This is a genomic window from Aquimarina pacifica (assembly GCF_000520955.1).
Taxonomy (GTDB): domain Bacteria; phylum Bacteroidota; class Bacteroidia; order Flavobacteriales; family Flavobacteriaceae; genus Aquimarina; species Aquimarina pacifica.
Window position 1 is genome coordinate 84,456 of record NZ_JACC01000008.1, and the last position, 26,151, is coordinate 110,606.

The window sequence follows — 26,151 nt, forward strand, 5'->3', positions numbered from 1 at the left end:
ATTTTCAAAATCGTATAGAAATTGTATTACACAATTACATAGCATCTCTATACACTAAAAACATCTTTTAGTAATTCACTCAATTGCTCAAACTCTATCAAAAACGCATCGTGTCCATGGGCAGAATCTATAACACCATGTGTTACATTTTGCTTTATAGGACGCAATGTTTCATATGTAATTCTATCTTCCTCTTCTGTAAAAAACAAATCAGAATTAACACTTATTATATGTATGTCTGATTGTATAGCTCCTGCTACTTCTATAAAACTACCTCTTTCTTCGGTAATATCAATGTTTGCTAGAATATAATTTAATTCTTTATAAGCAGCTAATGTAAAACGCTCCTTTAGTCTATTTCCATGATGCAGCAACCAACTTTCTGCATTATACATGTTTTGTTCATTATTATAACTTCTATCAAACTTATCTCTAAATGATTTTGGTGATCGATAAAACAACATGGCATGTAATCGCGCATCATGAACAGGATTACTTGAATTCATCAAAATTTGTTCTTGTACTAAACAATTAGCCTTCAACCAATCTGATGATTTCCAATCTGTTGCCACAGGTATTAAATGTTCTATAAATTTGGGATGTAATGCAGCCAGTTCCCAAGCAATCCCTCCGCCGACAGACCCTCCTATCACAGCATATAGTTTTTTAATCTCAAGTAACTCTAATCCTTTTGCAAAAATCGCAGCAATATCCCTTGCATTAAAAACCTTATAATTTTCTATTAGGTTTTCTGACACCCCATCATATCCATTTCCGGGAACATCAAATGATAAAACTGTATACTTATTGGTATCAATACATTTATTTTTTCCTATTAATCCATTCCACCAACCTCCTTCTCCACATACTTTAGAATTACCCGTAAGTGCATGATTTACTAGCACTATGGGCGCTTGACCAAGAGGTTTACCAAACACTTGATATGTAAGAGGAATGGCACTAAAACATGTACCTCTTACTGTTGTAAAATTGGTTATCTGAATTTTTTGGAGCATATACTAAACTAATAAATACTTTCTGTGCTTACTTATTGACCTTCTTTTTCGAATGATTATAACAAAACCATCCTTTATTTGATAGTTTGTTTAATTTTACTAAAAGCTTCTTTTAAATCGGTCTTCAAGTCCTCTATGTTTTCTAACCCCACTGATAAGCGAATTAAATCCTGAGTAACCCCTGTTGATTCTTGCTGCTCCTGATTGAGTTGCTGATGTGTTGTACTTGCAGGGTGAATAATCAAAGACTTAGAATCCCCTATATTTGCCAATAAAGAGAAAATTTTGGTTTCATTAGCGATAGTCTTAGCAGAATCAAAACCTCCTTTTACACCAAAAGTAATAATTCCACTTTGACCTTTTGGCAAATATTCTTTTGCTAATGTATGGTATTGATCATTTTTCAATCCAGGATATTTTACCCAAGTTACTTCTTCTTGATTTTCTAACCAAGTCGCTAACGCTAATGCGCTTTCGCTATGTTTTTTAATTCTTATTTCCAGCGTTTCTAATCCCTGTATAATCTGGAAAGCGTTAAATGGACTTAATGCCGCCCCATAATCTCGTAATCCCTCTAATCTTGCTTTTGCAATAAAAGCAGCTGGTCCTAATGCATCGTGATATACTAATCCGTGATATCCAGCAGAAGGTTCTGTAAATTCTGGAAACTTACCACTTGACCAATCAAAAGTTCCTGCATCAATAATGGCTCCTCCTAGAGATGTTCCGTTACCGCTAATATATTTTGTAAGTGAATGAATCACTATGTTCGCGCCATACTCAATAGGGTTTAATAAAGCTGGTGTCGCTACTGTATTATCTACAATAAAAGGTACTTTAGCAGCTTTAGCTTCTGTAGAAATTGCTTTTAGATCTAATACGTCTAGTTTTGGGTTACCCAGTGACTCTACAAAAAATGCACGTGTATTTTCTTGCACTGCCTTTTTATAATTCTCGGGGTCAGATGAATCGACAAAAGTTGTTGTGATACCAAACCTTGGCAGAGTAACACTTAGTAAATTATAAGTACCTCCATACAAACTACTAGAGGCAACGATATGGTCTCCTGATTTTAATAGTGTTAATAAAGCTGTATTAATGGCTGCTGTACCTGAAGCAGTAACAACTGCAGCAATACCGCCTTCTAATGCTGCCAAGCGTTGTTCTAAAATATCATTTGTAGGATTATTTAATCTTGTGTAGATATACCCTGGCTCTGACAAATTAAACAAATTCGCAGCGTGATCTGCATCATTAAAAACATACGAAGTGGTTTGGTAAATAGGAACCGCCCTTGTCCCCCCATTAGTAGTAACATCGTGACCCGCATGTAAAGCTTCTGTTGCAAATTTTTGTGTACTCATAATTCTCTATTTTTTCATGTTTTAATAATTCAATAAAACTCAAATACATCTTTAAAACTGCTTCAATAACTGAAGAGTTAAGGATATAGAAAATTAATAAGAAAGGAAACGACAATTACAAAAAGTAATTGAATCGAGTTATCTTTTCCCGACAAATCGAGATAGAATTTAGCACCTTCTTTAAGTATAAAGGGTTGCTAAGGTTTCACAGGGTCTATTCCCTCCACCTTTCTTAATAACTTACTAAATATGTATAAGAAACTTCGAGGCAAATCTAATAATTATTTTTAAACTAAAACAATTTTCAATAAAATTTGTTTTTTAAAGCCTAACATAACTCTAAAACAAAGTTTTACAAATCTACGATGTACAATGAGAAAGTGATTGACAGTTATTATAGAAATTCTTTTACATTAATGATACGTTAAATGCTTTTTAGTATTATCATTTTTTATAACTTTACCGAAATATTTTCAGGGAAAGATTTGACTGATTGCAACCCCAATTACCTAAAGTTAATTTTTGGTATAAAAATGCTAAAGCAGTTCAACTCAGAAGTATTCTTCTGGTGAAAAACTTCATGGCAGAATCGCGCAAATTCCCTACTAAAACAAGATAAAATGGCATATTTATTTACCTCAGAAAGTGTTTCTGAAGGACACCCAGATAAAGTAGCAGATCAGATTAGTGATGCACTATTAGACAATTTTTTAGCTTTTGACCAAGAATCTAAGGTAGCCTGCGAAACACTTGTAACTACAGGACAAGTAGTTCTTGCTGGGGAGGTAAAATCAAAAACATACCTAGACGTTCAACACATTGCAAGAGATGTCATTAACTCTATTGGATATACTAAAGGAGCCTATCAATTTAGTGGTGATTCTTGTGGTGTGATCTCACTAATTCATGAGCAATCTCAAGATATTAATCAAGGAGTGGATCGAGAAACCAAAGAGGAACAGGGAGCTGGTGATCAGGGAATGATGTTTGGTTATGCTACCAAAGAAACATCTAATTACATGCCTTTGGCTCTTGATATTTCTCACAAAATTTTAATCGAGTTAGCCAAACTGAGAAGAGAAGGCAAAGAAATTCCTTACTTACGTCCTGATTCTAAAAGCCAGGTAACTATTGAGTATAGCGATGATAATGTTCCACAACGTATTGTAGCCATCGTTGTATCTACACAACATGACGATTTTGATGCAAATGACGATATAATGCTTTCTAAAATAAAGAATGACATTATTACCATATTAATTCCGAGAGTTATTAATCAGTTGCCAACATATATACAAGAGTTGTTTAATGATGAGATCACATATCATATAAATCCTACTGGTAAATTTGTGATTGGTGGTCCCCACGGAGATACCGGACTTACTGGAAGAAAAATAATTGTAGACACCTATGGTGGTAAAGGAGCGCATGGTGGTGGTGCTTTTTCTGGGAAAGATCCTAGTAAAGTAGATCGCTCTGCAGCTTATGCCTCTAGACATATTGCCAAAAACCTTGTTGCAGCAGGTGTAGCAAGTGAAGCATTAGTACAAGTTTCTTATGCTATTGGCGTCGTAGAACCTACCTCTATTTTTGTAGACACTTTCGGCACCTCTACCCTAGGAATTACGGATGGCGAAATTGCAAAAAAGGTATCAAAAATATTTGATATGCGACCAGCAGCAATAGAAGAACGTCTTAAACTTCGTAACCCTATTTATCTTGAAACAGCAGCGTACGGACATATGGGAAAAGAACCTCAAAAAGTAGTAAAGATATTCGAAAGTCCATATTCTGGTAAAATTGAAAAAGAGGTAGAGCTTTTTACTTGGGAAAAATTAGACTATGTAGATGCGGTAAAAAGCGAATTTAACATTTAAAACCTCTTAATTAATTCTAAAAACCTATTGATTATATCAGGTTTTATTGTCTTTTATCGATTTTTGAATTAGAGTTCTAAAAAATGTGATTTATACCCATCGCAAAATCAGGTATTATACCTACTTTTACTTTTTAAATCATTCTTTAATTGTGTTTTACGAACACTTTGATATTATTTTAAAAGCGTAATGAAAGTAAAATTTATCATAAGCAGTATTATTATTATGTGTGCAGTTAATGTATCATTGGGCCAGGATCTTAAAAATGATTTTGCTTCGATAAAAGCTATTGATAATCAAATTGAAGAAGAGGAATACAATACTGACCAAACTATTGTTATAGATCGATTAATAGTAAAGTCACCCATCAAAGAAAGTGATGAACGCTTCTACAGCAAAAAAGAATGGAGAAAAATAAAAAAACAGCTACACATCACAAATAGAGCAAAAACATTGGGAAAGAATGACACTATCTATATTACGATTCCTCAATACCCAACAAAATCAAGCTTGTCTGGATGGTAAATGATCATTAAGATAAATTCACAGAACCCCATACGACTTAAATCAATCTTTTTCTACAGAACAACATCTGTTCTTTGTTATTTTCAGCATCTTTTTTCATTTTTCTAAAAATAAACTGTATTTTTACTTTATTCAAAAAAGTTAATTGAACTCTTCACACTCAATACTAAAGAACACATTACTATATAGATAATATACGCTTTTGGATAAAACCTCATTACATAGTCTGTGGTTTTTCCGTAAGGCAAATAGCAATAATATTACTATCTTTAGTATCACCTCACTGATAAATATTTATTTTGAACCTTAATTCTTTGAGAAATTAAGTTGAATTTTTACTAGCAATCACAATGTCATGTTTAGTATTTATTAACGACCAAAATAAAAAAATGAAAAATCTACTTATTATTGCTTTATTAAGCTTTGCATTTTTATGTACTGCACAAGAACGATTTACAAATGCATCTGATCCTAGTTCTGAGGAGAAATCGGCAATCATTCAAACAGAAAATAATGCTCCATTTGATGAAAAGGAGTGGGAAAAAACAAAAAAAGAAATTCTAAGAAATAAAAAGAAATTTTCTGAAGACTCTGACGCTGTACTTGTATCTCGAGTGATCGACACTATTTACATTAATATCCCCAGCGAATAATAGACATAGTTATTAATCTTTTTGCAATTTATATTTTAAAACCATTAAAATATAAATTGCAAAAAGATTAGAAAAGAGAGCGCATATAATGGCTACTGTTCCATTTTCAGATAGTAATCTACTGAATGCTTTCCTGATCCATAAAAAAGGAAAAAAATACATAAAACAAGGATAACACTTGCAATTACCAAATTTGCAACGTTCATTTCTCCTATAAAATTAATAAGAACAGCTCCTATTAATAACGGTAATTGTGCAATCACGGACCATCGAGTAAGCAACCCAAAGGCTATCAACACACCTCCTATCAAGTGAGCAGGAGCAACATAATGAAGTACGATCATAGAACCGGCAAGATTCTGTACAGGAGTAATTAGATCCACCAAAATCTGACTATTGCTAATAAAATTTATTCCTTTTAAAAACAAAAATACTCCCAAAGCTACTCGCAGTAAATCTAATGGGTAATACGTATGCGCATTCGCCCATTTATTCAATGATTTTATTGTCGGCATAATAAAAAAGTATTGATTAAATCACTATAAGATACTGATTTTTAGAAAAATAAAAAAAGAAACCCTTCAATATTAACAACAAAATATAACTTCTCTACTTCCTTATATATAAAAGTTTACGATATCTACGCATCACGGTTTTTCTTGCAGAGATCACATAATCCGGTAGAATACGATCAATTCTTTTGTTTATAGACACGAATAACCTCTGTAAACGAAGCTTTAATTCTTCTTCATATTTATAATAATTCAAAACCAACGTACATATACCAAATACAAATAATAATGCTCCTATAAATGATTGTATTGGAGTTAAAGCATGGTAAAATATAGCGGTCAACCCTAATCCAAACCAGCTACCGTAGAGCACAAAAAAATGAATAATGTAGACGGACAAGGTTTTGCTTCCTATTTTCGAAATCGTTTTGTTAACAATATATTTTCTAATCAAAATAAAAACAGAAAAGACAATAAATACATCTCCCAACCTCATAAACAAGTAATTATTACTACCCACTGATCTAAAAACCTGTAATCTAGTTACTTGGTGCATAAATTCAAAAAATGGGGACGAATAAAAAATCAACACTAATCCAAATACCAAAAGTAGTAAAACACCTATTGAATAGACTCTTTTATCCGCCTCATATTTGGTAAAGGCTATTGCCAAAAACCCTCCGAAACAAGCATATCCAAACCAAGGAAATATTGTAAATATAGATCCGTTTGCTTTGGTAAAATAATTTGAAATTGGTTGTATTAAAAATTCTAAGGGTTGATTATCATAGATAGGTTCGAGAAAAAAAACCACAATACCTATTACCAACAAAGTGTACTGAAACCAATTCACTCCTAACCGATAATACATGAGATAGATTCCTATAAGTAAAAGTAGCGACAATCCTATACACTGCAGTACATCTATATAAAAAAAAGAAGGATTTAAGGTTCCATTAAAAATAGAGAACATACTTAGTCGCAATAAATACCCCCACAATATAACTTTAAGGGCACGTCTTATCCCAATGCTCACTCTTGGATTCTTAAACCCAACATCCTGCTGTTTTACTAATAAAAAAATAAAAATAAATCCGGTTATTGTAAAAAAAACAGGAGCTGTAACTCCTCTACAGTATTCCCAAAGGGTATAGATAATATGATCACTACCATGATATTCTTTTGCCAATAATGCATGTACAAAATGACCTTGTAACATCATTAAAATGGCGAATGCTCGCAGCGCATCCAAAAAATGCAAACGATTTTTTGTCTTGACCATTGGTAAGGCCTTTAGTTAGTTAGTTATTCCCAAAAACGAGTTTTTGGAGGATTGTATTGTGCCAAAAATAAATTAGTTAATTTACAAAATGTCATTACTTGATATTCATATACACGATATACAGGCTTCAAACTTATGAAAAGTTAAGCTGCATGCAGTAAAAATTTATAAAAAAAGTACTACTCATTTTGATTGTATCAAACATCTAAGAAGAAAAAGGGTAGGTCTCGAATAACAACATCTACTTTTAGTACCTTTATAAAAACCAAAAAATCAATCTCATGAAAACAGACAATTACACCAAGTTTATTACAACAATTATTGCTATTTGCCTTGTAATACAAGTCATTAAAGACTTTAATCCTATTGCTAAGACCTATGCAAACAATTCTTCGAAAGCAAGTTATGGAATAATCCCCATTAATGCTGACGGATCTATTAATGTAAGGATCAATAACACTGATGAGATTAATGTAAACATAAAGAACATAGACACCTATGATAAGCTCAAGATAGATCTTGCTACGATTAGCACAAGTGATGAATTACCTGTAAATATTGATGAAATTGGAGGAAGCTCTGTATCAAGCGGTGGACCAATAAAAGTAAAAATCCAAAACTAAAGCTGCTTTCTACAAAAAACTTTAGTCTTTATTGTATTTCAAACTTTTATAGTAAACCCCAATAAATCAGTAAGCCATACACTTATAAAACAATTAGTTACATCCAAAACAAAGAAACTCATTTAGATTTTTGTTTTGTTCGCAATTTTTTGCTTAAAAACAAAAATTTAAATGAGCTCAAAATAGAAATATGCATGAACCTACACACCTCACATGTTTATTGAGTAGATATCATAGAATTTCAAAAAAAATATTATTAGCGAAATTCCTTGGCATCCCTTTTATCTTACTCATAAAATCTATTATATTTACCCCAATATCTAAGGTATATTTTTAAATAACAATCCCAAGAAAAACGATCTATTATGCATGTAGCTATAGCTGGAAATATCGGAGCAGGAAAAACAACATTGACCCGATTACTTGCTAAACATTATAAATGGGAACCTCATTTTGAAGACGTTTTAGAAAATCCATATTTAGAAGATTTTTATAACAAAATGGAACGATGGTCTTTTAACCTTCAAATTTATTTCCTAAACAGTCGTTTTAGACAAATAGTGGATATTCGTGAGAGCGGCAAAGACATTATTCAGGATCGAACAATCTATGAAGATGCTTATATTTTTGCTCCAAACTTACATGCAATGGGACTCATGACTAACCGAGATTATGAGAATTACAGATCCCTTTTTGATCTTATGGAAGGGGTTGTAGAAGGTCCTGATTTATTAATTTATTTACGTAGTAGCATCCCTAACTTAGTAAATCAAATTCATAAACGTGGTCGTGAATATGAAAATACGATTAGCATAGATTATCTTAGTAGACTTAATGAACGTTATGAAGCTTGGGCACACGATTATGACAAAGGCAACTTACTTATTGTTGATGTCGACCAACTTAATTTTGTTGACAACCCTGAAGATTTAGGAAATATTATCAATCGTATCGATGCAGAATTAAACGGATTATTCTAAGAATGACCAATGCCATGGATTTTAATGCGCTATTTGAGTTTCTTGAAGACTTACAAAACAACAATCACAAAGAGTGGATGGATATCCACAGAAAACGTTATCAAAACCTTAGAAGCTCATTTGTGAATTGGCTCGATACCCTAGATGAAAAATTAGCGACTATCGATGTGAACTATTACCCAACTCCTGGGAAAAAAGGAATTAATCGCATAAATAATAATTTACTTTTTCACCCAAATAAACCCGTTTACAAAGATCACTTTGGAGCAGGTTTAGATCAACGTACAAAACAAGGAGATTTTTATATTGAGATTGGACTATCTCAATGCCTCTTGGCAGGCGGATACTGGAGACCTGACAATAAAATATTGACTAGTATAAGAGAAGCTATTGATTACAATGGAGAAGAACTTGAAAAAATCTTGGATAAAAAAAGTTTTAAAGACACCTTTGGAGGGATATTATTAGATCCCAACAAACTAAAAACTACTCCCAAAGGATATTCATCTGATCATAGATATATAGACCTATTGCGTTATCGAACATTTGCAGTTGTTCACCCTTTGACAAAAAATGATGTTCTAGAAGAGAATTTTATGGATCGAGTAATAGATGTATATAAAGAAATGCTTCCGTTTCGAAGATATTTTAATGAAGCCGTTACCGTATAATTCAGGTTACTTATCATTTAGTTTTTAATTTTATTTTCGAGGTATTCTATAATCCTATTGGTAGCTCCTGTATTACTATCAATAAAGTGCCCCGCAATCATTCCTGTTTTTTCTCTAAATTTTTCATTATCAATTAATTTACCCATAATACGATTAAACTCATCTTGGTTAGACACAGAAAATAAGCCCGCAAGCTTCTGAAGCTGAATAGCTTCTCTAAACTTTTCGTAGTTCTTTCCGATAACAATAGGAATTCCAAAAGTGGCTGGCTCTAAAATATTATGCAATCCACCTGTCCCCATGGCTCCGCCAACATATGCTATATCCGCATAACTATATACTCTGGACAAATACCCAATAGTATTCATTATAAAAACATCTTGATTTTTGAGAACTACATTCTCTTTATTCGAAAATAAAACTGTTTCCTTTTTTAGTTTTTTACATAATGAGGTTGTAGCATTTTCCTTTATCTCATGTGGTGCAATAATAAAACAAAGATTACTCTTCGATTGATTTATGTATTCTACAAAAACCTCTTCATCCTCTGGCCATGAGCTCCCTATCACGATACAAAGTCGGTTATTAATAAATTCTGAAATAAAATCTACCTGATTATTCATTTCTATTTGGTGCGATACTCTATCAAAACGGGTATCTCCACTCAAAGTTACATTGGTAAAACCATGTTTTTCAAGTAATCTTTTAGAAACAGCATCTTGCACAAAGAAGTGTTGTACGACTTGCAATACTTTTTTCATAAAACCGCCATACCATTTAAAAAACACCTGACCTTCTCTAAAAGCTGCCGATATAAACAAGACCGGAATGTTTTGTGCATGTAATCCTAATAAATAATTGGGCCAAAACTCATACTTTACAAAAACCGCTAATTCTGGATGTGCGAGGTCTAAAAAACGTCTCACATTCGCTCTTGTATCTATTGGCAGATATACAATAACATCTGCTAAGGTGCTATTTTTCTTTGCCTCATATCCCGAAGGGGAAAAAAAAGTAACCAACAATTTATGAGAAGGATATTTCTTTTTTAAAACTTCCATGACGGGTACTCCCTGCTCGTACTCTCCTAATGATGCACAGTGAAACCATAGAACTCTATCCTTATCTAGTATTTCTCTCTCTAATACAGTAAAAACCTTTTTTCTTCCATTCACAAACAATTTCAGTTTCGAGCTTAGCCCTCCTAGTAAAGGTAAGATTGTATTGAAGAGCGTTATAAAAATATTGTATATACTACCCACTAATCTTGATTTTAATGAATTGCTAAAATACATTTCTTTTATCTAAAATTACATTGACAATAGCATCATTATTTTGTACTTTCGTCGGGTTATAAAACACGACCATGAAGAAAATACAAATGGTTGACCTCAAGGGTCAATACGAGCATATTAAAGAACGTGTAGACTCCTCTATACTTGATGTCATAGAAAACACCGCTTTTATTAACGGACCTGAAGTTCGCAGTTTTCAGGAAGAATTAGAAGCATATCTTTCTGTAAAACATGTGATCCCTTGTGGTAATGGTACCGATGCGCTACAGATTGCAATGATGGGTTTAGGATTACAACCTGGAGATGAAGTAATCACTGCAGACTTTACTTTTGCAGCAACGGTAGAAGTGATTGCTTTACTTAAGTTGACTCCTGTATTGGTTGATGTAGAACCAGATACTTTTAATATAGATCCAGTTGCTATAAAAAAAGCGATTACTTCAAAAACAAAAGCTATCGTACCAGTTCATTTATTTGGTCAACCGGCTAATATGGATGCAATTATGCAAATTGCTGAGGAACACAACCTATTTATTATTGAAGACAATGCTCAGGGAATTGGTAGCACCTATACTTTTGCCGATGGCTCGTCTGCAAAAACAGGAGCCATAGGACATGTTGGCTCTACTTCATTTTTTCCTTCGAAAAACCTAGGGTGTTACGGAGATGGAGGCGCTATTTTTACAAATGATGATGACTTAGCACATACAATTCGAGGGGTTGTTAATCACGGAATGTATAAAAGATATCATCATGATGTAGTTGGTGTAAACTCACGCTTGGACTCAATACAAGCAGCTGTATTAAGAGCAAAATTACCAAATCTTGATAATTATAATAATGCAAGAAGAACTGCAGCAAAAAAATATACCGAGGCTTTTGCAGGAATTAAAAACATTATCACCCCAAGTATTAAAGGAAAAGGGTGTGATAAGGATATAAATACTAGTTGTAATGCTTGTGATTGTCACGTTTTTCATCAATACACACTTCGTGTATTAAACACTGATCGAGACGCCTTGGTAAAACACCTTAATGATACTGGGATTCCTTGTGGAATCTATTATCCAATTCCATTACATAGTCAAAAAGCATATCAGGATTCTCGCTATAACGAGGCGGATTTTCCGGTAACAAATCAACTAGTAAAAGAGGTAATTTCACTACCTATGCACACAGAATTAGATGACGAACAAATCGCATTTATTACAACAACTATTATTGATTTTGTTACAAAATAAAGCATACGAACACATAGAACCTTTATATAGAAACATGACTTTCATTTGATTGAAATTTGTGCTTTTGAGAGACTAATTATTATTTAATTTTTTAATATCTGTAAATATTATATGTCGGTTATTTATTTGACCTGACTTTTTATAATTAAATGGATATTACACCTACTTCTAAGAAACCAATGAACTCTTTTTGTATTTGTTACAATCTTATTGACTCTAATATTGTAGACATCCCTCTATTGCCAGAGGCATATATCGTCCCATTGTCTAATGAAGGACATCTTGAGTACATAGAAAAACAGGCCACCTCTGAAACCCTGAATAGCCATGGGTTAGAATATCTTGATACACCACATGAGCAACTATTAGATATCTGTACTAAACTAAAACCTAATACACTTAAAAAGCGTTTTCAAACTGTTCAAAGAAAAAAACTAACTCTTTCAGACCTTTTAAAAGACCCTAAGAAAAAAGAAGTCATTCTTATGTATGTGCATAAAAAACTAGCTGTTTTTTTTGAGCTAATTTATACACACAGATATTTCATAAGTTATAATGCAGAAAGAAAAGATCGTGTAGAAGATCATAAATTAACCTTAGCTACAAATCACCTGCACCCCATACCAGAGTTTACCAAAACAGAAGATGGTATAGAATATGCTTTTTCTCTGAAAGATGGAGAAAAGATATTCATTCCTCAAAAACACAATATTGTTGTTTTACTAAATGAACCTGCATGGATCAGTATTGACAAAAAGGTGTATCCTATTCAAAACCTAAATGCCAATAAACTAAAACCTTTTCAGAACAAAGAAAAAATTACTATTGCAAAAAAACATATCAAAACATATGTCGAAAAAATTATAATTCCGGTTATCAAAAACATTGATGTTATTGCGAATGGATTCGATATCCTTACCTACACTGATATTAAATCCAAGAGGATAGAGGTTGTTCAGGACTTTATACGCAATATTTATGTTGCCAAAGTCTTTTTTGAATATCATGATGTTACCTTTGAGTATAACGGTTCAAAAAGCACTTACTCAACTGTGCTTCTTAATCAGAGTAATGACTTACAAGTTATACAGACAAAAAGAAACCCGAAAAATGAACAAGAACACATTGACTTTTTAGTATCTCTAGGTCTTCATGTTAATAATAATTTGATGTTAGAACTTGAAGGGGCCACCGACCCTTATGAGATCCTAGAGTGGATTTCGCAAAACCGAAAACAATTAGAAAATCAAGGGTTTGAAATAAAACTACCTTTGTTCGAGGGTAAAAACAGTACAACAGCTCCTTATAATATTACCATAAGCAACCAAAAAAAAAAGACTGGTTTGACATCAAAGGTATTATAAGAATAGGAGAACAAGAGATACCTTTTTCACAATTCATTCCTTACATCAAAAACAATAACAGGTTTTTCCCAATAGGTGATACTGAAATCTTTATTATCCCCTTAGCTTGGATGAGTCGCTATAAAAAACTATCAAACTTTAGTGATATAGAAGGAGATACCGTTAGAGTCAAGAAAAACAACTACCCTATTCTTAAAGAAATCATCCCTTCTCAAGAAATTGAATTAGAAGAGATTACTAAAACAAAGTATCAAACATCTTCATTACTTAAAGCAACACTTCGCCCCTATCAAGAACAAGGTGTACAGTGGTTAGTACAACATTACAATCATGGTTTAGGCGCCTGTCTTGCCGATGACATGGGGTTAGGAAAAACGCTACAGACTATTGCGATGCTTGTTTTTACTAAAGAACAGCTTACTCCTAATGAAGATGAGATAAAAAGAATTCAATTTGACTTGTTTGATGAACCTCTCGCCATAAAAACCTTTCTTAAAGTTCTTATTATTTTACCATCATCTTTGATGTTTAATTGGGTGCAAGAACTTCAAAAATTTGCTCCACATCTTACGATCATAAAATATCTTGGGTCAGATCGAAAAAAAATCGCTCCTTATCTCGAAACCTACGATATTGTTTTAACTACCTATGCAACCGCATCGAATGACATTTCTGTACTAGAAAAAATTGATTTCAAGTACTTAATTTTGGATGAAAGTCAACAAATAAAAAATAAAAATTCAAAAGTTTTTCAGGCTATAAGTAAGATACATGCCTCAAATAAAATTTCATTGAGTGGTACTCCTATAGAAAATTCATTATCAGACCTATGGTCGCAGATGCAATTTATTAACCCGGGTATGTTAGGAAGCTTTCCTTTTTTTAAGGAACATTTTAAAACTCCCATAGAAAAACATCAAAATCAGGAACGCATTCAGGAATTAAAAGAATTAATTGATCCGTTTATTCTTAGACGAACAAAAGAAGAAGTTGCTAAAGACCTGCCAGCATTATCAGAACAAGTAATCTACACTGAAATGTTACCTGATCAAGAAAAACAATATGAATCAGAAAAATCTATTGCACGTAATGTCCTACTTGGTATCGATCCAGTTTCTATAAATAAAATTAATATCATCAATACACTTACAAAACTTAGACAATTAGCCAATCATCCTCAATTGATCAACAATACATCAGAAAATCAATCCGGGAAATTTAAGGATGTAACCAATTATCTGGATATACTGGTGAAGTCTAAAAAGAAGGTATTGATTTTCAGCTCTTTTGTTTCTCACCTAGCTATATATGAATCTTGGTCAAAACAAAACGATATTCCGTTTGTGTGTTTGACAGGACAAACCAAAAGTGATGATCGGGAGAAAGTGGTACATGAATTTCAGAACAATGATAACATCTCTCTATTTTTTATTTCGCTTAAAGCTGGTGGCGTAGGGCTTAACCTTACCCAAGCATCATATGTCATACTTCTTGATCCATGGTGGAATCCCTTTATAGAAAAACAAGCAATTGCTCGAGCACATCGAATAGGTCAAGCACAAAATGTAATCGTTACCCGATTTATAACCAAAGATACTATCGAAGAAAAAATATTACGCCTACAAGAACAAAAAAAGAACCTTTCTAACGACATTATTGAAGTAAATACTGTTCCTGATTTTGTAGAAACAAATCTAGAGAGTCTTTTAAAATAATCTCAGCTAAAGATAATCGTACATCAATTCTTATTACGTTTCTAAATAAAACCTTAATCAATGAAATAGTATTCTCATTTTTATTTAAATTACCCATCGTAAACTCAAACTCACTCTTTGCATTATGAAATACGCTTATACTCTACTCTTAATATTAATCACGAGCATTACCTTTTCTCAAGATATTTATATTCACTCTGGAAAATTAGTAAACACGAAGTCAGGGAAAATTGAAACTGAAAAAACAATCGTCGTTTCTGGAAATAAAATAATACGAGTAGAAAATGGATATATCAATGGCGGCACAAAAGATATTGTTCTCGATCTTAAGGATAAAACGGTATTACCTGGGTTAATTGATCTGCATGTGCATATTGAGAATGAGACAAATCCTAATGCGTATTTACAAAAATATACTGCTAGTGAGGCAGATGTAGCTTATAATTCTGTAGGGTTTGCACAAAAAACATTGATGGCCGGTTTTACTACTGTTAGAGATTTAGGAGGAACAGGGGTAAATATTTCTCTAAAAAAAGCAATCAATAGTCATAAAATAATAGGCCCTAGAATTTTCACTGCAGGTAAATCCTTAGCAACTACAGGAGGACATGCCGATCCTACGAATGGTAATAAACGATCTCTAATAGGTGACCCAGGTCCCAAAGAAGGTGTCGTCAATAGTGTCGAGGATGCAAAAAAAGCAGTACGCCAGCGATATAAAAATGGGGCTGACCTTATTAAAATCACAGCTACAGGAGGCGTATTAAGTGTTGCTAAAAGTAGTTCTAACCCCCAATTTACCGTTGAAGAAATCAAAGCCATTTGTGAAACTGCAAAAGATTATGGTTTTCATGTTGCGGCTCATGCTCATGGAGATGAAGGAATGCAACGTGCTATTTTGGGCGGTGTAAAAACAATAGAACATGGCACTCTGATGAGTGAAAAAACTATGGACATGATGAAAGAACACAATGCCTATCTCGTCCCCACCATCTCAGCAGGAAAAGAAGTAACTCAAAAAGCAACAATAAAAGACTATTATCCTTCTATTATTGTTCCGAAAGCATTAGAAATAGGTCCAAAAATACAGAACACATTTAAAAAAGCATATGCACGAGGAGTCGGTATTGCTTTTGGCACCGATGCCGGCGTATTTGCACACGGACAAAATGGTAAAGAATTTGGTTTTATGACCGAAGCAGGAATGCCAGCAATAGAAACGATTCAAAGTGCAACAATAACGAACGCAAAAATCCTAAACATGGAAAATCAATTGGGGCAAATTGCAACTGGTTTCCTTGCCGATATTATTGCCGTCAATGAAGACCCAACCAAAAATATTAATACCATGGAAGACGTTGTTTTTGTTATGAAAGAAGGTGAAGTATTTAAAAAAGAATAGCCTCTAAAATTAAGAACCTCTTTAACTTAACATTTGCAGGAATAAATCGTACCATTTTAATCAAAAGAATACACTAATCCGCTTGTTAGTTTATATTGTTCTTTTGCAACATTGGTAACAGGAAAAGAATCAAAAATATAATACAGGGTTGTTATAAATTTTAAATTTTTGACAATCTTAAGCATTATTGCTGTTTCGCTTAAAATTCTATAATCAGAAATATAGTCTATTAGTGGTTGAAAATAATTACTACTTACTAATGAAATGTTATCATTTGGTTTTATTTTAAAAGAAACATAGTTGCTACTTCTTATGTTGTTTTGAACATTTTCTATATCATCAACAGAATTTTCATACTCGTACATCATGGTTACTCCTAGAAAAAATTTATATTTTTTTGCGTTATATAAGTTAAATCGCAACCCTGTACCTGCCAGAGCTCTTATCTTTATTTCGGACACTTTATCAGATTGAGACTGTAAAAAAGCCTCATAAGAAACTCTTGAAGATAATTCATGACTATATCTTAAATGCTGCGTACTGTTGTTTATAATTTCGGTTGCATTTATTTCCTTAAAACTCATGTCGTGTATTAAAAACCACACACTCTTTTCACGCTTATACTGAAGTCGTAATTGATTAGAAAAATTTAAAATTCTACTGGTATTGTTTTTTTCTAATTGCCCGTCTAATCTAACATGACCAGACCAACCTGTAGAATCAATCTCATGTCTCAAGTTTTCTACATTAACTATTTGTGCCTGCAAGAAAAAACAGCTTATCAATAAAAAAAACAATATACTTTTTCTTACTAGTTGATAATTATACTCAGATAGCATTTCTAATACATTTTACAGTGTTTTCACCAATCATTAATTAATTTCCCAAAGATACTACTTTAGTACTATGTTTCTTGACTCATTTTAATCTCTATAGAGCAATCAATAGATACAAGCAAAATTAATGAAAACCCAATAAGAATTATCCCGAGAGAAAATGGCTTTTTTAACTAGATAGAAAGACCTATGCTTATTTGTAAAGTCTCGAAATACAAAATTTAGTATTCGCTAAAAAAGTGAAAACAAAACTTCCAAAAATAGGCTAGCTTGAGTATCTTATTGTCTAAAAAACAGCTTTCTTCTCAGAAAAATGGAAATTATAATAAATAACACCAAAATTATAGATAGATAGTACTTAAATCCAATGTTAGAATTGTTTTGATTTATTATAAAGTATGTGTTTTCTGCATTCGTAATTTTTGGGTGGGACACATTAGAAAGTTCATGGTAGTTCTGTTGATTTTTAAAGTAATCACACATTATGGTATTTGTAACCTTAAATAGCCGATCTCCTTTAAAAAATATTTTATAATTTACTGTACTATGATGTCCTTCATTTCTATTCTTTAAAAATTCAATATTGACAATAGGAAATCTATCTCCTTCATTATTTTCTAAAATGATATTTTTTTTAATGTAGTTAAGTAGTCTAATTTGAAGGTTCTGATCCGTACTATTTTCTGTTTTAATATTATCTAACACCTTTCTTATACTCCAAGGAAATTCTGCAAAAACAACCACATTATCTGCTTCTTTATGAATTTTAAAATATGCTTTATCAGCATCATGAGCATGTCCTGCAAAAAATAAAAACATGTTCATGAATACTAGTAGACAATTCTTACTTATTAACATCATAGCCAAAATTATACAATAAAAACGCTAAGAGTACCTTACTATGGAGCTCCACCTTGCCCTCCACCTTGAGCAAAATCTACCGAAGGCGTACCTCTAAAATATCTTGGGATACTTGGGAACTCGTCTCCATCAGTAAGTATATAATAATACGTCCCATCTGGGTATTCTGGTGTAACACCCGTTCTTCCGTTAGCTTCATCCAAAGTACCTAGATCTTCTATATATTCATAATCGGCAGAGTACGCCCCATCATATTCAGAACATGGAGCCGTTTCTCCATCACCTGGTCTATTACCTGTCTTTTGTCTGTAACTCGAACTCATTGCTACAATAGAAGATGTATTATCACTAGCCGTTTCATAAGCATACTTATAATACAATGGAAAACCATCAGCGGCATAGCCTACCAATACCATCTCATCACCTGTTGCATTTGCAATTTTATCATACAAAGCGGGCGCCCCATGACTATGATATTGTCCTGTTGGTTGTACATGCGAATAATTACAATCTAATCCAATCCCAATGTTTAGAGCTTCCAGGTTCCAATCCCAATTAACATCTGGATCCATGATCCCTAAATCACTATGGGGCCAGGGTTCTGCTGCAATGGGATCCAACTCTACCCCATTTAACAAAACACCAAATCTAAATTCGGGACCGGTATCTCCCTGTAAAGATGTCAATTCATTTGCTACTTCTGGTGTAAGTGTAATAGTATAGGTCTCATCTTGAGCTGATACATCAGCATTGTTAAAAACACCAACCTCATGCTCAGGGATATTATTTGCCGTAATTACCCTATTTCCATTTTCTTCAACCATTGTAAAGAGATTCGAAATATCTAAATCTACACTACAAACTCCCGGACCATTAACCAAATTATAATCATCTCTGGTTTCACAATCTGCAACTTCTCCATCGCCATCTCCATCTCCGTCAACATCTTCATCTCCTACAGCTTCTTCTTCATTTGTACCTGAATCATCACTATTACAGGATCCTACCGCAATCATAGACAAAAGCAATAAGACTATATATTTTACTTTATTTAAATCTCTCATAAGTTCTACAAATAGTTCTATAAGTTAATATACTAAAAGTAAATCATTTATCACCATTATTAAAAATTTGACAAAAAATTTCAGTCGACGTATTACTAAATTCAGCGTATCTCTATTTTTAAATCTTCAATAAAAAAATAAATACAATTCACAGAAAACGCCCCTTCTTGCATACCCAACTGACCTAATAAACACTAATTTTATTGTCATAATCAATCACATGAACTTTTGATACTTATTTCTCATATATATATTCTTCAAGTGATACCATTCTCACCTAAGTGCATCTATCAAAAATCGTTTCAATTTCTAAAAGATTTATAAGAGTTTTTGGCTATTATTTTTCAAACAGTGTAGATTTTCGAAAAGTACATGTTCTTATATTTTCATAAAGAGGTTAGCGTTAGGGATAGCAATGAAAATCCCGCAGCTCGACGATAGGAGATGCGAGGAATTGCAATGAATAGCCCGCCCGAACGCCCAAGTTAACACCGCCTGTTCTTTTATAATTACAAATAATTGTAAGCTTACAAAATTCATTGCGACCAAGTACTGTATTTTGAAAACAGATCGTATAACTCTGTATTAGATTGTTTTATAAAACCAGAACGTATGAGAGCTACAAATAGCCGTTTTTTACTTATGACTCTTATTTTTGCCTGCTTTGTTTCCTGTATCGGTGAAGATATTATTGAGGATACCATTGACCCCATATTAAGAATTGACAACCCCTTAATATCATTGGCTGTAGGAGAAACTCATCAATTCGAAGCGACCTATCTTAATAACATAGGACAAGAAGAAAACGTTACTTTTTTATGGACAAGTTCTGATGATACCATTATTAGTATAAACGAATTAGGCCTTGCCACTGCTCTAAAAGAAGGTGAAGCCATTATCAGTGTTCGAATAAATGATGAAACAGAAAACGCAATTACTCGTAACACACTACAAGTCAGTACAGGTACAGTTCTAGACAACGATATTAAGACAGGAGTTATTAAAACAACCTCTAGTTATGAACTAACAGGAGACTTTATGATAACTGAACAATCTACGCAAGATAATATTCGTATATCTATATCAGATAATTATTCTGCATCAACTGCCTTACCTGGCTTGTACTTATACCTTACAAACAATCCTAATTCTATAGAAAATGCTTTTGAGGTTGGACCTGTAACGGTCTTTAGCGGAGCTCATGTTTATGATATAAGTGATCAGGAGGTTGGCATTAATCAATACGGGTACTTACTATATTGGTGCAAACCATTTTCTGTAAAAGTAGGAGAAGGAAAAATAAACTGAATAATCGGTAATATATAAAAAATGGTAACTATAAAACATTGGCTTTTTATATGCACTTTACTTGGTGGTATTCTAATATCGAATGCACAATGGGTAAAAGGCAAAAACAACGGATATTACAAAGTATCTGCGTGGTCATTAGTATCTGATCAACATTTTACAGACACGGGCAAAATAGACCCAAATGCAACCAGAGGGCTTTTTAACCTGAATTTTTATGGTGAATATGGAATTTCTGATAAACTAGATGCAATTGCATATGTACCTTTTTTTTCTAGAACCTACCAAAACGATCAAATCTCTGCAACCACTGGGGAAGTTATTCAAGAAGGTGAAGCTCTTAATAGTATTGGTGATATAGATATCGCTGTGCGCTATAGTCTTCTGAAAAGAAGCAACATAGCCATAGCTGCTACATTAAAACTTGGGCTCCCAACAGGAAATGATGCTGGGGGATCTGATGGAAGTTTTCAAACAGGAGATGGTGAGTTTAATCAGCTTATTCAATTAAATTTTGGAGTTCCTTTTTCTATAAAAAAGACATCCTTATATGCCAAAACTTTTATTGGTTACAATAATAGAACTCAGGACTTTTCTGATGAGTTGCATCTAGGTGCAGAAACAGGTATTTCATTATTTAAGAAAAAAGTATTACTCCTAGGAAGGCTTAATCGCGTACAATCCCTAAAAAACGGAGATAAATCTGCCATAAATTCGCAAGGAAGTATTTTTGCAAACAATATAGAATACACTAATCTAGGAGGAGAAATCGCGTATTACATCACAAAAAAAATAGGTGTTTCTGTCGCTTATTCTTCTGCAATAGATGGACGTATTATTTATGCAAATGCCTCAATATCCGGCGGTGTTTTTCTTGTTATTAAATAATAGAACTATGAGTTAAAATTAGTCAAAAGACTTGTTCTAATTCATAATTGGTAAAAAATAAAGCTCTCAAAAACGCACCTATTTTTGAGAGCTTTATTTTTATACCATGTATCTTTTTGAGATAATAACCACCTAATTTAATTGGTGGTTAATAATATACAAAAAAGAAGTATTTCAATTTTGGTTAGACAGATGCCAAAGCCGTTTCTAAAGATCTATCAATCTTTTTTACTAAGCCCGACAATACCTTTCCTGGACCCACTTCTGTAAATAGTGTAGCTCCATCATTGATCATCTGTTGCACACTTTGTGTCCATTTTACAGGAGCGGTAAGTTGAGCAATCAAATTCTTTTTAATCTCCTCGGGATCTGTAACTGCTGTTGTGGTTACATTTTGATAAATTGGACAAGTTGGTGTACTAAAAGTTGTTGCCTCGATAGCAGCTGCAAGTTCTTCTCGGGCGGGCTCCATTAATGGTGAATGAAACGCACCACCTACAGGTAACATCAGTGCTCTTCTTGCGCCTTTCTCTTTCATCAATTCACACGCTTTTTCTATTGCCTCTATTTCTCCAGAAATCACCAATTGACCCGGGCAATTATAATTTGCCGCGACAACTATACCGTCTATAGTATTACATCCTTCCTCTACTACTTCATCTTCTAATCCCAAAACTGCTGCCATTGTAGAGGGTAATGCTTCACATGCTTTTTGCATAGCCAGTGCTCTTTTTGACACCAAAAGTAAGGCATCTTCAAAAGTAAGCACTCCATTGGCAACCAATGCAGAGAATTCTCCCAAAGAATGACCTGCAACCATATCTGGCACAAACGTTTCACCCATCACTTTGCTGAGGATTACCGAATGTAAAAAGATAGCCGGTTGTGTAACCTTGGTTTGCTTTAGTTCTTCAGCAGTACCTTCGAACATAATTTTAGTAATCTCAAAACCTAATATATCATTAGCTTTATGAAAAAGTTCTTTTGCTATTTCTGAGTTTTCATATAGATCTAAACCCATTCCCGAAAACTGTGCTCCTTGACCAGGAAATACATATGCATTCATATGATCGTGTTTGTTTAAAATTTTGACAAAAGTAAGGATTATAACTTACTTCTAGAATTTATGCTTTTAGAGCTTACTATACCTTTTAGGAATATTTATTTAAAACATTTTTTACGCTATCATAATAGGAGCTCCCAAATATATTAAGATGAACTAGTAAGTAATATAACTGCCATATCGACAATCGCTCTCTCCAATTATGCGAAAACGGAAAAACCTCATCATATACTCGAAACAATTCTGAATCAAAACCTCCGAAAAGCAACATCATACTAATATCCATTTCTCTAGGTGCAAATGCAACTGCTGGATCAATTAAACAAGGAATGCCACCATTGCCTACTATAAAATTACCACTCCATAAATCACCATGAATCAAACTTGCCGGTTCTTTGGGGATTTCATCTTCTATACATTTATAAAATTGATCCAACCCAGAGAATAGAAAACCATTCGTCGCTGCTAATTCGAATTGAGGATGCAAACGCTGCTGTATGTAAAACTGTTCGGCTGTATGGTGCCTTGCATTGAATTGGGGTAAACTTCCTATATAATTATCGATACTCAGTCCAAAACAAGGAGAACTTTGCTGATGCAATAAAGCCAATTTTTCTCCAAAAACTGTCCAAAAATCCCCAGATGGTTGTCCAGTATTAATATATTCTAGTAGTAAAAAAGAAGTGTTATCAATCGTATCAAATCCCAATATTTCAGGAACTCTAAATGTATTCGAGCTTTTTAACTCCTTAAGTCCTTTTGCCTCTGCAGCAAACATCTCGGGAAATAATGAGGCTATGTTTATTTTTACTATTACTTTACCCTTGGTAGTAGATAACATATAGACGTCATTAATATCTCCTCCTGACATACGCACTGAAGATATTATTTTTTCTGAAAGAAACTTCTCTAAGTGATATACAATTGATTCTGATAACAAAAATATATGTGAATTATAAATTATAGGCTTTTTTGGCTCTTTCTATTTGCTCTTCTTCTGTAGTATTGGGATAAAACAAATACCTCGGTGCTAATATTTCTTTTGATTGGTCTATAGTTATTTTTAGCACTGATGAGAATGGAAAAACCCCTTTTGTCATTTCTAATAACAAAGGCTCAATCTCATCAAATTCGGGTTCATTTTTCTTTATAATTACTGCTTTTCCTTTTAACTGAAACCCTTTTTGCACCAAAACGTCAACAAAACTGACACATACATTATTATTATTTTTGATATTAATAACTGTTTGAGGGGATGCAATATTTGCAATGATAATACAATCTTCTTTATAATGCGTAAATATTTCTTTGGGAGATACATTGGGTATTGCGTCCTGTGAGCTGGTTGCCAACCAACATAAAACACTTCGATCTAAATACTTTTTAATCTCTGTTGTTAATTCCATTTTCAAGAAATTGCTTTTATCTATACACCTATTCTTTTCTGAAATTAGGAGATAAAAAATTACTCTTTTTTTCTGTAGTATGTTAAATATGTAAAAGGATGTTTATGTCTTTCATCCACGTCATGAAATTCTTCTTTCTTTAACTCCCAAATATTCATATCTATCTCAGGAAAGAACGTATCGGCCTCAAAAGATTCATGTATTCTGGTAAGCTCTATACACTTCGCATACTCCATAGCAAGCGCATAAATTTCGCCTCCACCGATAATAAACGGTTGAGGATCTGTTTTTACTAATTTTATTGCATCCTCTATGGTATGCACGACAATAGCTCCTTCGGCTTGATATGAGGTATTTCTGGTCACTACTACATGTACTCTATTAGGCAATAGTTTTGGAAATGACTCAAATGTCTTTCGCCCCATAATAATATGATGACCAGTAGTCAATGATTTAAAACGCTTAAAATCATCTGGTAAATGCCAAACCAAATCATTATCCTTTCCCAATGAATTATCCTCTCCGGCAGCTGCAATCATAGTGATCAGAGGATTGGACTCTTGCATTACATTTACAATTTCTGATGCTTTTTCTTTAATAAACCCTTCTTTCTTTTTTTTAAGTTCATCTGTCGGGTACATTAAGTCAACATCTTTTTTGAGTAAAGCAATTTCGGCTTTTTGCTTCGTAATAAGTCGCTCCATTTGCCGGTCAGTCCACTCTTTACCCATAAATGTGCTAAACAACCAAACATTACAAAAATGTATCATAAAAAGAAATGCCCAAAAAATCACACAAATGACATACCAGTCTGCACCAAAGAAAGTAACTTCTTTTTTGTACCCCACTAATAAATTAAGAAGAATAAAGAACAAAGAGCCTACAATGAAAACAATGAAATGCTGAAATAATCTTTTTTTCTGAATAACTCTCTTACGAGCATGCTCATAGAGTTCTCTTTGCTGTGGATCAACTTGTACTTTTTCTTTCTTTTTTGAAAACATATTAATGTTACCTTAGTATCTAGAAGTAAAGATATAGTTTTTACCAAAAATCGCCGAAGTAACTTATGAAGAATTTAAGAAACGTATTTCCTATTTTATCCCATAACACCTATCTCAACACTGCTGCTTCAGGTATATTATATGATTCACTTTTAGATTTTAGACAAGAATGTGATTTAGAATTTATTCTACACGGAAGTAAAATTAGAGACCATCAACAGATGTTTCTTAAAAATGTACGACAAACAATTGGGTCTTTCTTAGGCGCTTCTGAAGAGAATATAATATTAACTCCAAATTTCTCATTGGGCATCAATACAATACTAAATGGTTTAGAGAAAAAAAGAAAAATACTACTCCTAGATACTGATTACCCTTCCCTAAATTTTGCAGTTACAAACAAGGGGTTCGAAGTCTGTTATGCTCAGGTAAATGCTAGTTTAGAACAAAATATTGTTGAAGCCATAGAAAAACACGCACCTGATATTCTGGCGATAAGTATTATACAATACATAAGTGGCATTATGATCGATCTTAACTTTCTACAAACATTAAAAGCTACATATCCGAAGCTACTCATTATTGCAGATGGCACTCAATTTTGTGGTACCAAAGATTTTGATTTTGACAGTTCTGGTATCGATATTCTTGGATGTAGTGGCTATAAATGGCTTCTTGGTGGATATGGCAACGGGTTTTTCCTATTCAAAAACGAAATACTTGAGAGAATTACCCCAAATTCGTACAAAAAATCAGCATTAGAGATGGATTATGATGATTCATATACTAATTTACAAGCTCGATTTCAATGTGGCCATTTAGATAATTTTAACTTCGGAAGTTTACAACACTCTTTGAAATTTTTAACCCAAATAGGAATTTTGAATATAGAAAACAGTATCAAAGAAGTATCTGATTACGCAAGAGTAGAATTAAGCAAATTAGAGTTACTTGACAAAGAGGTAATGAAAAGACCTGTACATAGTTCTATTTATAATATCCGAGGTGATGAAAAACTATTTAATACATTAAAAAAAGCACATATTATTACCTCTTTAAGAGGTTCGGGTATTCGAATTAGCTTACATTTTTACAACACAAAAGAAGATATTGACAAATTAATTGATAACCTATAACGTTATAGATAGTTTTTTTGAAATAATTGTCATTAAATAGCTAAAAATGTGACTCCTCCATTTTT

General features: G+C 33.1%; 25 protein-coding genes and 1 riboswitch. Of the genes, 13 read left to right on the plus strand and 12 right to left on the minus strand.

Going from position 1 to position 26,151, the window contains the following annotated elements:
- Positions 1-47: 47 nt before the first annotated feature.
- Positions 48-1,016: an alpha/beta fold hydrolase gene (locus DZ60_RS0105825; RefSeq protein WP_025741152.1), complete on the minus strand. Its 969-nt coding sequence runs from the start codon at positions 1,014-1,016 to the stop codon at positions 48-50.
- A 74-nt stretch (positions 1,017-1,090) separates the two neighbouring features.
- Positions 1,091-2,380 (minus strand): O-acetylhomoserine aminocarboxypropyltransferase/cysteine synthase family protein, encoded by a 1,290-nt coding sequence (locus DZ60_RS0105830; RefSeq protein ID WP_025741153.1) that lies wholly within the window; start codon positions 2,378-2,380, stop codon positions 1,091-1,093.
- 135 nt (positions 2,381-2,515) lie between these two features.
- A riboswitch (SAM riboswitch) is annotated at positions 2,516-2,622 on the minus strand.
- 378 nt (positions 2,623-3,000) lie between these two features.
- On the opposite strand from DZ60_RS0105830, the gene metK reads away from it, so the two are divergent.
- From metK to DZ60_RS0105845, 3 genes are all read left to right on the plus strand, one after another.
- Positions 3,001-4,257, plus strand: a complete 1,257-nt coding sequence (metK, locus tag DZ60_RS0105835; protein ID WP_025741154.1) for a methionine adenosyltransferase — start codon at positions 3,001-3,003, stop codon at positions 4,255-4,257.
- Between the two features lie 189 nt (positions 4,258-4,446).
- Positions 4,447-4,782, plus strand: a complete 336-nt coding sequence (locus DZ60_RS0105840; protein ID WP_025741155.1) for a hypothetical protein — start codon at positions 4,447-4,449, stop codon at positions 4,780-4,782.
- A gap of 389 nt (positions 4,783-5,171) precedes the next feature.
- A complete protein-coding gene (locus tag DZ60_RS0105845) occupies positions 5,172-5,435 on the plus strand; it encodes a hypothetical protein (protein ID WP_025741156.1) in 264 nt (87 codons plus the stop codon).
- Positions 5,436-5,527: 92 nt separating this feature from the next.
- Here the strand turns inward: DZ60_RS0105845 and DZ60_RS0105850 are convergent, their stop codons facing one another.
- Positions 5,528-5,950 carry a DoxX family protein gene (locus DZ60_RS0105850; protein ID WP_025741157.1) on the minus strand — a complete coding sequence of 141 codons (423 nt, stop codon included), beginning with the start codon at positions 5,948-5,950 and terminating at the stop codon, positions 5,528-5,530.
- Between the two features lie 94 nt (positions 5,951-6,044).
- Complete coding sequence (locus tag DZ60_RS0105855; RefSeq protein ID WP_025741158.1) at positions 6,045-7,229, minus strand: heparan-alpha-glucosaminide N-acetyltransferase domain-containing protein; 1,185 nt, start codon at positions 7,227-7,229, stop codon at positions 6,045-6,047.
- A 281-nt stretch (positions 7,230-7,510) separates the two neighbouring features.
- Between DZ60_RS0105855 and DZ60_RS0105860 the strand changes: the two genes are divergently transcribed.
- From DZ60_RS0105860 to DZ60_RS0105870, 3 genes are all read left to right on the plus strand, one after another.
- On the plus strand, positions 7,511-7,852 hold the full coding sequence (locus tag DZ60_RS0105860) for a hypothetical protein (RefSeq protein WP_025741159.1): 342 nt from the start codon (positions 7,511-7,513) through the stop codon (positions 7,850-7,852).
- 365 nt (positions 7,853-8,217) lie between these two features.
- Positions 8,218-8,832 carry a deoxynucleoside kinase gene (locus DZ60_RS0105865; protein ID WP_025741160.1) on the plus strand — a complete coding sequence of 205 codons (615 nt, stop codon included), beginning with the start codon at positions 8,218-8,220 and terminating at the stop codon, positions 8,830-8,832.
- 14 nt (positions 8,833-8,846) lie between these two features.
- Positions 8,847-9,503, plus strand: coding sequence for a DUF2461 domain-containing protein (locus DZ60_RS0105870; RefSeq protein ID WP_025741161.1), 657 nt, complete (start codon positions 8,847-8,849; stop codon positions 9,501-9,503).
- 17 nt (positions 9,504-9,520) lie between these two features.
- Here the strand turns inward: DZ60_RS0105870 and DZ60_RS0105875 are convergent, their stop codons facing one another.
- The gene (locus DZ60_RS0105875) at positions 9,521-10,678 is read right to left on the minus strand and encodes a 3-deoxy-D-manno-octulosonic acid transferase (protein ID WP_241448726.1); all 1,158 of its coding nucleotides are present in this window, start codon (positions 10,676-10,678) and stop codon (positions 9,521-9,523) included.
- Positions 10,679-10,869: 191 nt separating this feature from the next.
- Here DZ60_RS0105875 and DZ60_RS0105880 point away from each other — a divergent pair, with 191 nt between their 5' ends.
- The 4 genes from DZ60_RS0105880 (at position 10,870) to DZ60_RS0105890 (ending at position 16,520) form a co-directional block, all read left to right on the plus strand.
- Entirely contained in the window at positions 10,870-12,039 is a 1,170-nt protein-coding gene (locus DZ60_RS0105880) for a DegT/DnrJ/EryC1/StrS family aminotransferase (RefSeq protein WP_025741163.1), read from the plus strand.
- A 149-nt stretch (positions 12,040-12,188) separates the two neighbouring features.
- The gene (locus DZ60_RS24065; RefSeq protein ID WP_051477586.1) at positions 12,189-13,403 is read left to right on the plus strand and encodes a hypothetical protein; all 1,215 of its coding nucleotides are present in this window, start codon (positions 12,189-12,191) and stop codon (positions 13,401-13,403) included.
- A gap of 110 nt (positions 13,404-13,513) precedes the next feature.
- Complete coding sequence (locus DZ60_RS24070) at positions 13,514-15,118, plus strand: DEAD/DEAH box helicase (RefSeq protein WP_051477587.1); 1,605 nt, start codon at positions 13,514-13,516, stop codon at positions 15,116-15,118.
- 124 nt (positions 15,119-15,242) lie between these two features.
- Positions 15,243-16,520, plus strand: coding sequence for a metal-dependent hydrolase family protein (locus tag DZ60_RS0105890; RefSeq protein WP_025741164.1), 1,278 nt, complete (start codon positions 15,243-15,245; stop codon positions 16,518-16,520).
- 56 nt (positions 16,521-16,576) lie between these two features.
- On the opposite strand, the gene DZ60_RS0105895 is transcribed toward DZ60_RS0105890, so the two are convergent.
- From DZ60_RS0105895 to DZ60_RS22580, 3 genes are all read right to left on the minus strand, one after another.
- Positions 16,577-17,287, minus strand: coding sequence for a DUF481 domain-containing protein (locus DZ60_RS0105895; protein ID WP_034228834.1), 711 nt, complete (start codon positions 17,285-17,287; stop codon positions 16,577-16,579).
- Between the two features lie 348 nt (positions 17,288-17,635).
- A complete protein-coding gene (locus DZ60_RS0105900) occupies positions 17,636-18,175 on the minus strand; it encodes a hypothetical protein (RefSeq protein WP_025741166.1) in 540 nt (179 codons plus the stop codon).
- An 80-nt stretch (positions 18,176-18,255) separates the two neighbouring features.
- A complete protein-coding gene (locus tag DZ60_RS22580) occupies positions 18,256-19,281 on the minus strand; it encodes a YHYH protein (RefSeq protein ID WP_025741167.1) in 1,026 nt (341 codons plus the stop codon).
- 612 nt (positions 19,282-19,893) lie between these two features.
- Between DZ60_RS22580 and DZ60_RS0105910 the strand changes: the two genes are divergently transcribed.
- Together DZ60_RS0105910 and DZ60_RS0105915 are read left to right on the plus strand one after the other, a co-directional pair.
- The gene (locus tag DZ60_RS0105910) at positions 19,894-20,589 is read left to right on the plus strand and encodes an Ig-like domain-containing protein (RefSeq protein ID WP_025741168.1); all 696 of its coding nucleotides are present in this window, start codon (positions 19,894-19,896) and stop codon (positions 20,587-20,589) included.
- A gap of 21 nt (positions 20,590-20,610) precedes the next feature.
- A complete protein-coding gene (locus tag DZ60_RS0105915) occupies positions 20,611-21,477 on the plus strand; it encodes a hypothetical protein (RefSeq protein ID WP_025741169.1) in 867 nt (288 codons plus the stop codon).
- Positions 21,478-21,661: 184 nt separating this feature from the next.
- Here the strand turns inward: DZ60_RS0105915 and fabD are convergent, their stop codons facing one another.
- From fabD to DZ60_RS24660, 4 genes are all read right to left on the minus strand, one after another.
- Positions 21,662-22,543 carry an ACP S-malonyltransferase gene (gene fabD, locus DZ60_RS0105920; RefSeq protein ID WP_025741170.1) on the minus strand — a complete coding sequence of 294 codons (882 nt, stop codon included), beginning with the start codon at positions 22,541-22,543 and terminating at the stop codon, positions 21,662-21,664.
- 85 nt (positions 22,544-22,628) lie between these two features.
- Positions 22,629-23,480 carry a fructosamine kinase family protein gene (locus tag DZ60_RS0105925; protein WP_025741171.1) on the minus strand — a complete coding sequence of 284 codons (852 nt, stop codon included), beginning with the start codon at positions 23,478-23,480 and terminating at the stop codon, positions 22,629-22,631.
- 13 nt (positions 23,481-23,493) lie between these two features.
- Positions 23,494-23,946 (minus strand): pyridoxamine 5'-phosphate oxidase family protein, encoded by a 453-nt coding sequence (locus DZ60_RS0105930; protein ID WP_025741172.1) that lies wholly within the window; start codon positions 23,944-23,946, stop codon positions 23,494-23,496.
- Positions 23,947-24,005: 59 nt separating this feature from the next.
- Positions 24,006-24,950 (minus strand): dihydrofolate reductase, encoded by a 945-nt coding sequence (locus DZ60_RS24660; protein ID WP_025741173.1) that lies wholly within the window; start codon positions 24,948-24,950, stop codon positions 24,006-24,008.
- Between the two features lie 65 nt (positions 24,951-25,015).
- Here DZ60_RS24660 and DZ60_RS22590 point away from each other — a divergent pair, with 65 nt between their 5' ends.
- Positions 25,016-26,086, plus strand: a complete 1,071-nt coding sequence (locus DZ60_RS22590) for an aminotransferase class V-fold PLP-dependent enzyme (RefSeq protein ID WP_034228836.1) — start codon at positions 25,016-25,018, stop codon at positions 26,084-26,086.
- The last annotated feature ends 65 nt before the right edge of the window (positions 26,087-26,151 follow it).

What these genes read in the sequence shown, in the direction of transcription:
- DZ60_RS0105825 (WP_025741152.1), bottom strand. Translation starts at nt 1,016, where the DNA reads ATGCTCCAAAAAATTCAGATAACCAATTTTACAACAGTAAGAGGTACA.
- DZ60_RS0105830 (WP_025741153.1), bottom strand. Translation starts at nt 2,380, where the DNA reads ATGAGTACACAAAAATTTGCAACAGAAGCTTTACATGCGGGTCACGAT.
- metK (WP_025741154.1), top strand. Translation starts at nt 3,001, where the DNA reads ATGGCATATTTATTTACCTCAGAAAGTGTTTCTGAAGGACACCCAGAT.
- DZ60_RS0105840 (WP_025741155.1), top strand. Translation starts at nt 4,447, where the DNA reads ATGAAAGTAAAATTTATCATAAGCAGTATTATTATTATGTGTGCAGTT.
- DZ60_RS0105845 (WP_025741156.1), top strand. Translation starts at nt 5,172, where the DNA reads ATGAAAAATCTACTTATTATTGCTTTATTAAGCTTTGCATTTTTATGT.
- DZ60_RS0105850 (WP_025741157.1), bottom strand. Translation starts at nt 5,950, where the DNA reads ATGCCGACAATAAAATCATTGAATAAATGGGCGAATGCGCATACGTAT.
- DZ60_RS0105855 (WP_025741158.1), bottom strand. Translation starts at nt 7,229, where the DNA reads ATGGTCAAGACAAAAAATCGTTTGCATTTTTTGGATGCGCTGCGAGCA.
- DZ60_RS0105860 (WP_025741159.1), top strand. Translation starts at nt 7,511, where the DNA reads ATGAAAACAGACAATTACACCAAGTTTATTACAACAATTATTGCTATT.
- DZ60_RS0105865 (WP_025741160.1), top strand. Translation starts at nt 8,218, where the DNA reads ATGCATGTAGCTATAGCTGGAAATATCGGAGCAGGAAAAACAACATTG.
- DZ60_RS0105870 (WP_025741161.1), top strand. Translation starts at nt 8,847, where the DNA reads ATGGATTTTAATGCGCTATTTGAGTTTCTTGAAGACTTACAAAACAAC.
- DZ60_RS0105880 (WP_025741163.1), top strand. Translation starts at nt 10,870, where the DNA reads ATGAAGAAAATACAAATGGTTGACCTCAAGGGTCAATACGAGCATATT.
- DZ60_RS24065 (WP_051477586.1), top strand. Translation starts at nt 12,189, where the DNA reads ATGGATATTACACCTACTTCTAAGAAACCAATGAACTCTTTTTGTATT.
- DZ60_RS24070 (WP_051477587.1), top strand. Translation starts at nt 13,514, where the DNA reads ATGAGTCGCTATAAAAAACTATCAAACTTTAGTGATATAGAAGGAGAT.
- DZ60_RS0105890 (WP_025741164.1), top strand. Translation starts at nt 15,243, where the DNA reads ATGAAATACGCTTATACTCTACTCTTAATATTAATCACGAGCATTACC.
- DZ60_RS0105900 (WP_025741166.1), bottom strand. Translation starts at nt 18,175, where the DNA reads ATGTTTTTATTTTTTGCAGGACATGCTCATGATGCTGATAAAGCATAT.
- DZ60_RS22580 (WP_025741167.1), bottom strand. Translation starts at nt 19,281, where the DNA reads ATGAGAGATTTAAATAAAGTAAAATATATAGTCTTATTGCTTTTGTCT.
- DZ60_RS0105910 (WP_025741168.1), top strand. Translation starts at nt 19,894, where the DNA reads ATGAGAGCTACAAATAGCCGTTTTTTACTTATGACTCTTATTTTTGCC.
- DZ60_RS0105915 (WP_025741169.1), top strand. Translation starts at nt 20,611, where the DNA reads ATGGTAACTATAAAACATTGGCTTTTTATATGCACTTTACTTGGTGGT.
- fabD (WP_025741170.1), bottom strand. Translation starts at nt 22,543, where the DNA reads ATGAATGCATATGTATTTCCTGGTCAAGGAGCACAGTTTTCGGGAATG.
- DZ60_RS0105930 (WP_025741172.1), bottom strand. Translation starts at nt 23,946, where the DNA reads ATGGAATTAACAACAGAGATTAAAAAGTATTTAGATCGAAGTGTTTTA.
- DZ60_RS24660 (WP_025741173.1), bottom strand. Translation starts at nt 24,950, where the DNA reads ATGTTTTCAAAAAAGAAAGAAAAAGTACAAGTTGATCCACAGCAAAGA.
- DZ60_RS22590 (WP_034228836.1), top strand. Translation starts at nt 25,016, where the DNA reads ATGAAGAATTTAAGAAACGTATTTCCTATTTTATCCCATAACACCTAT.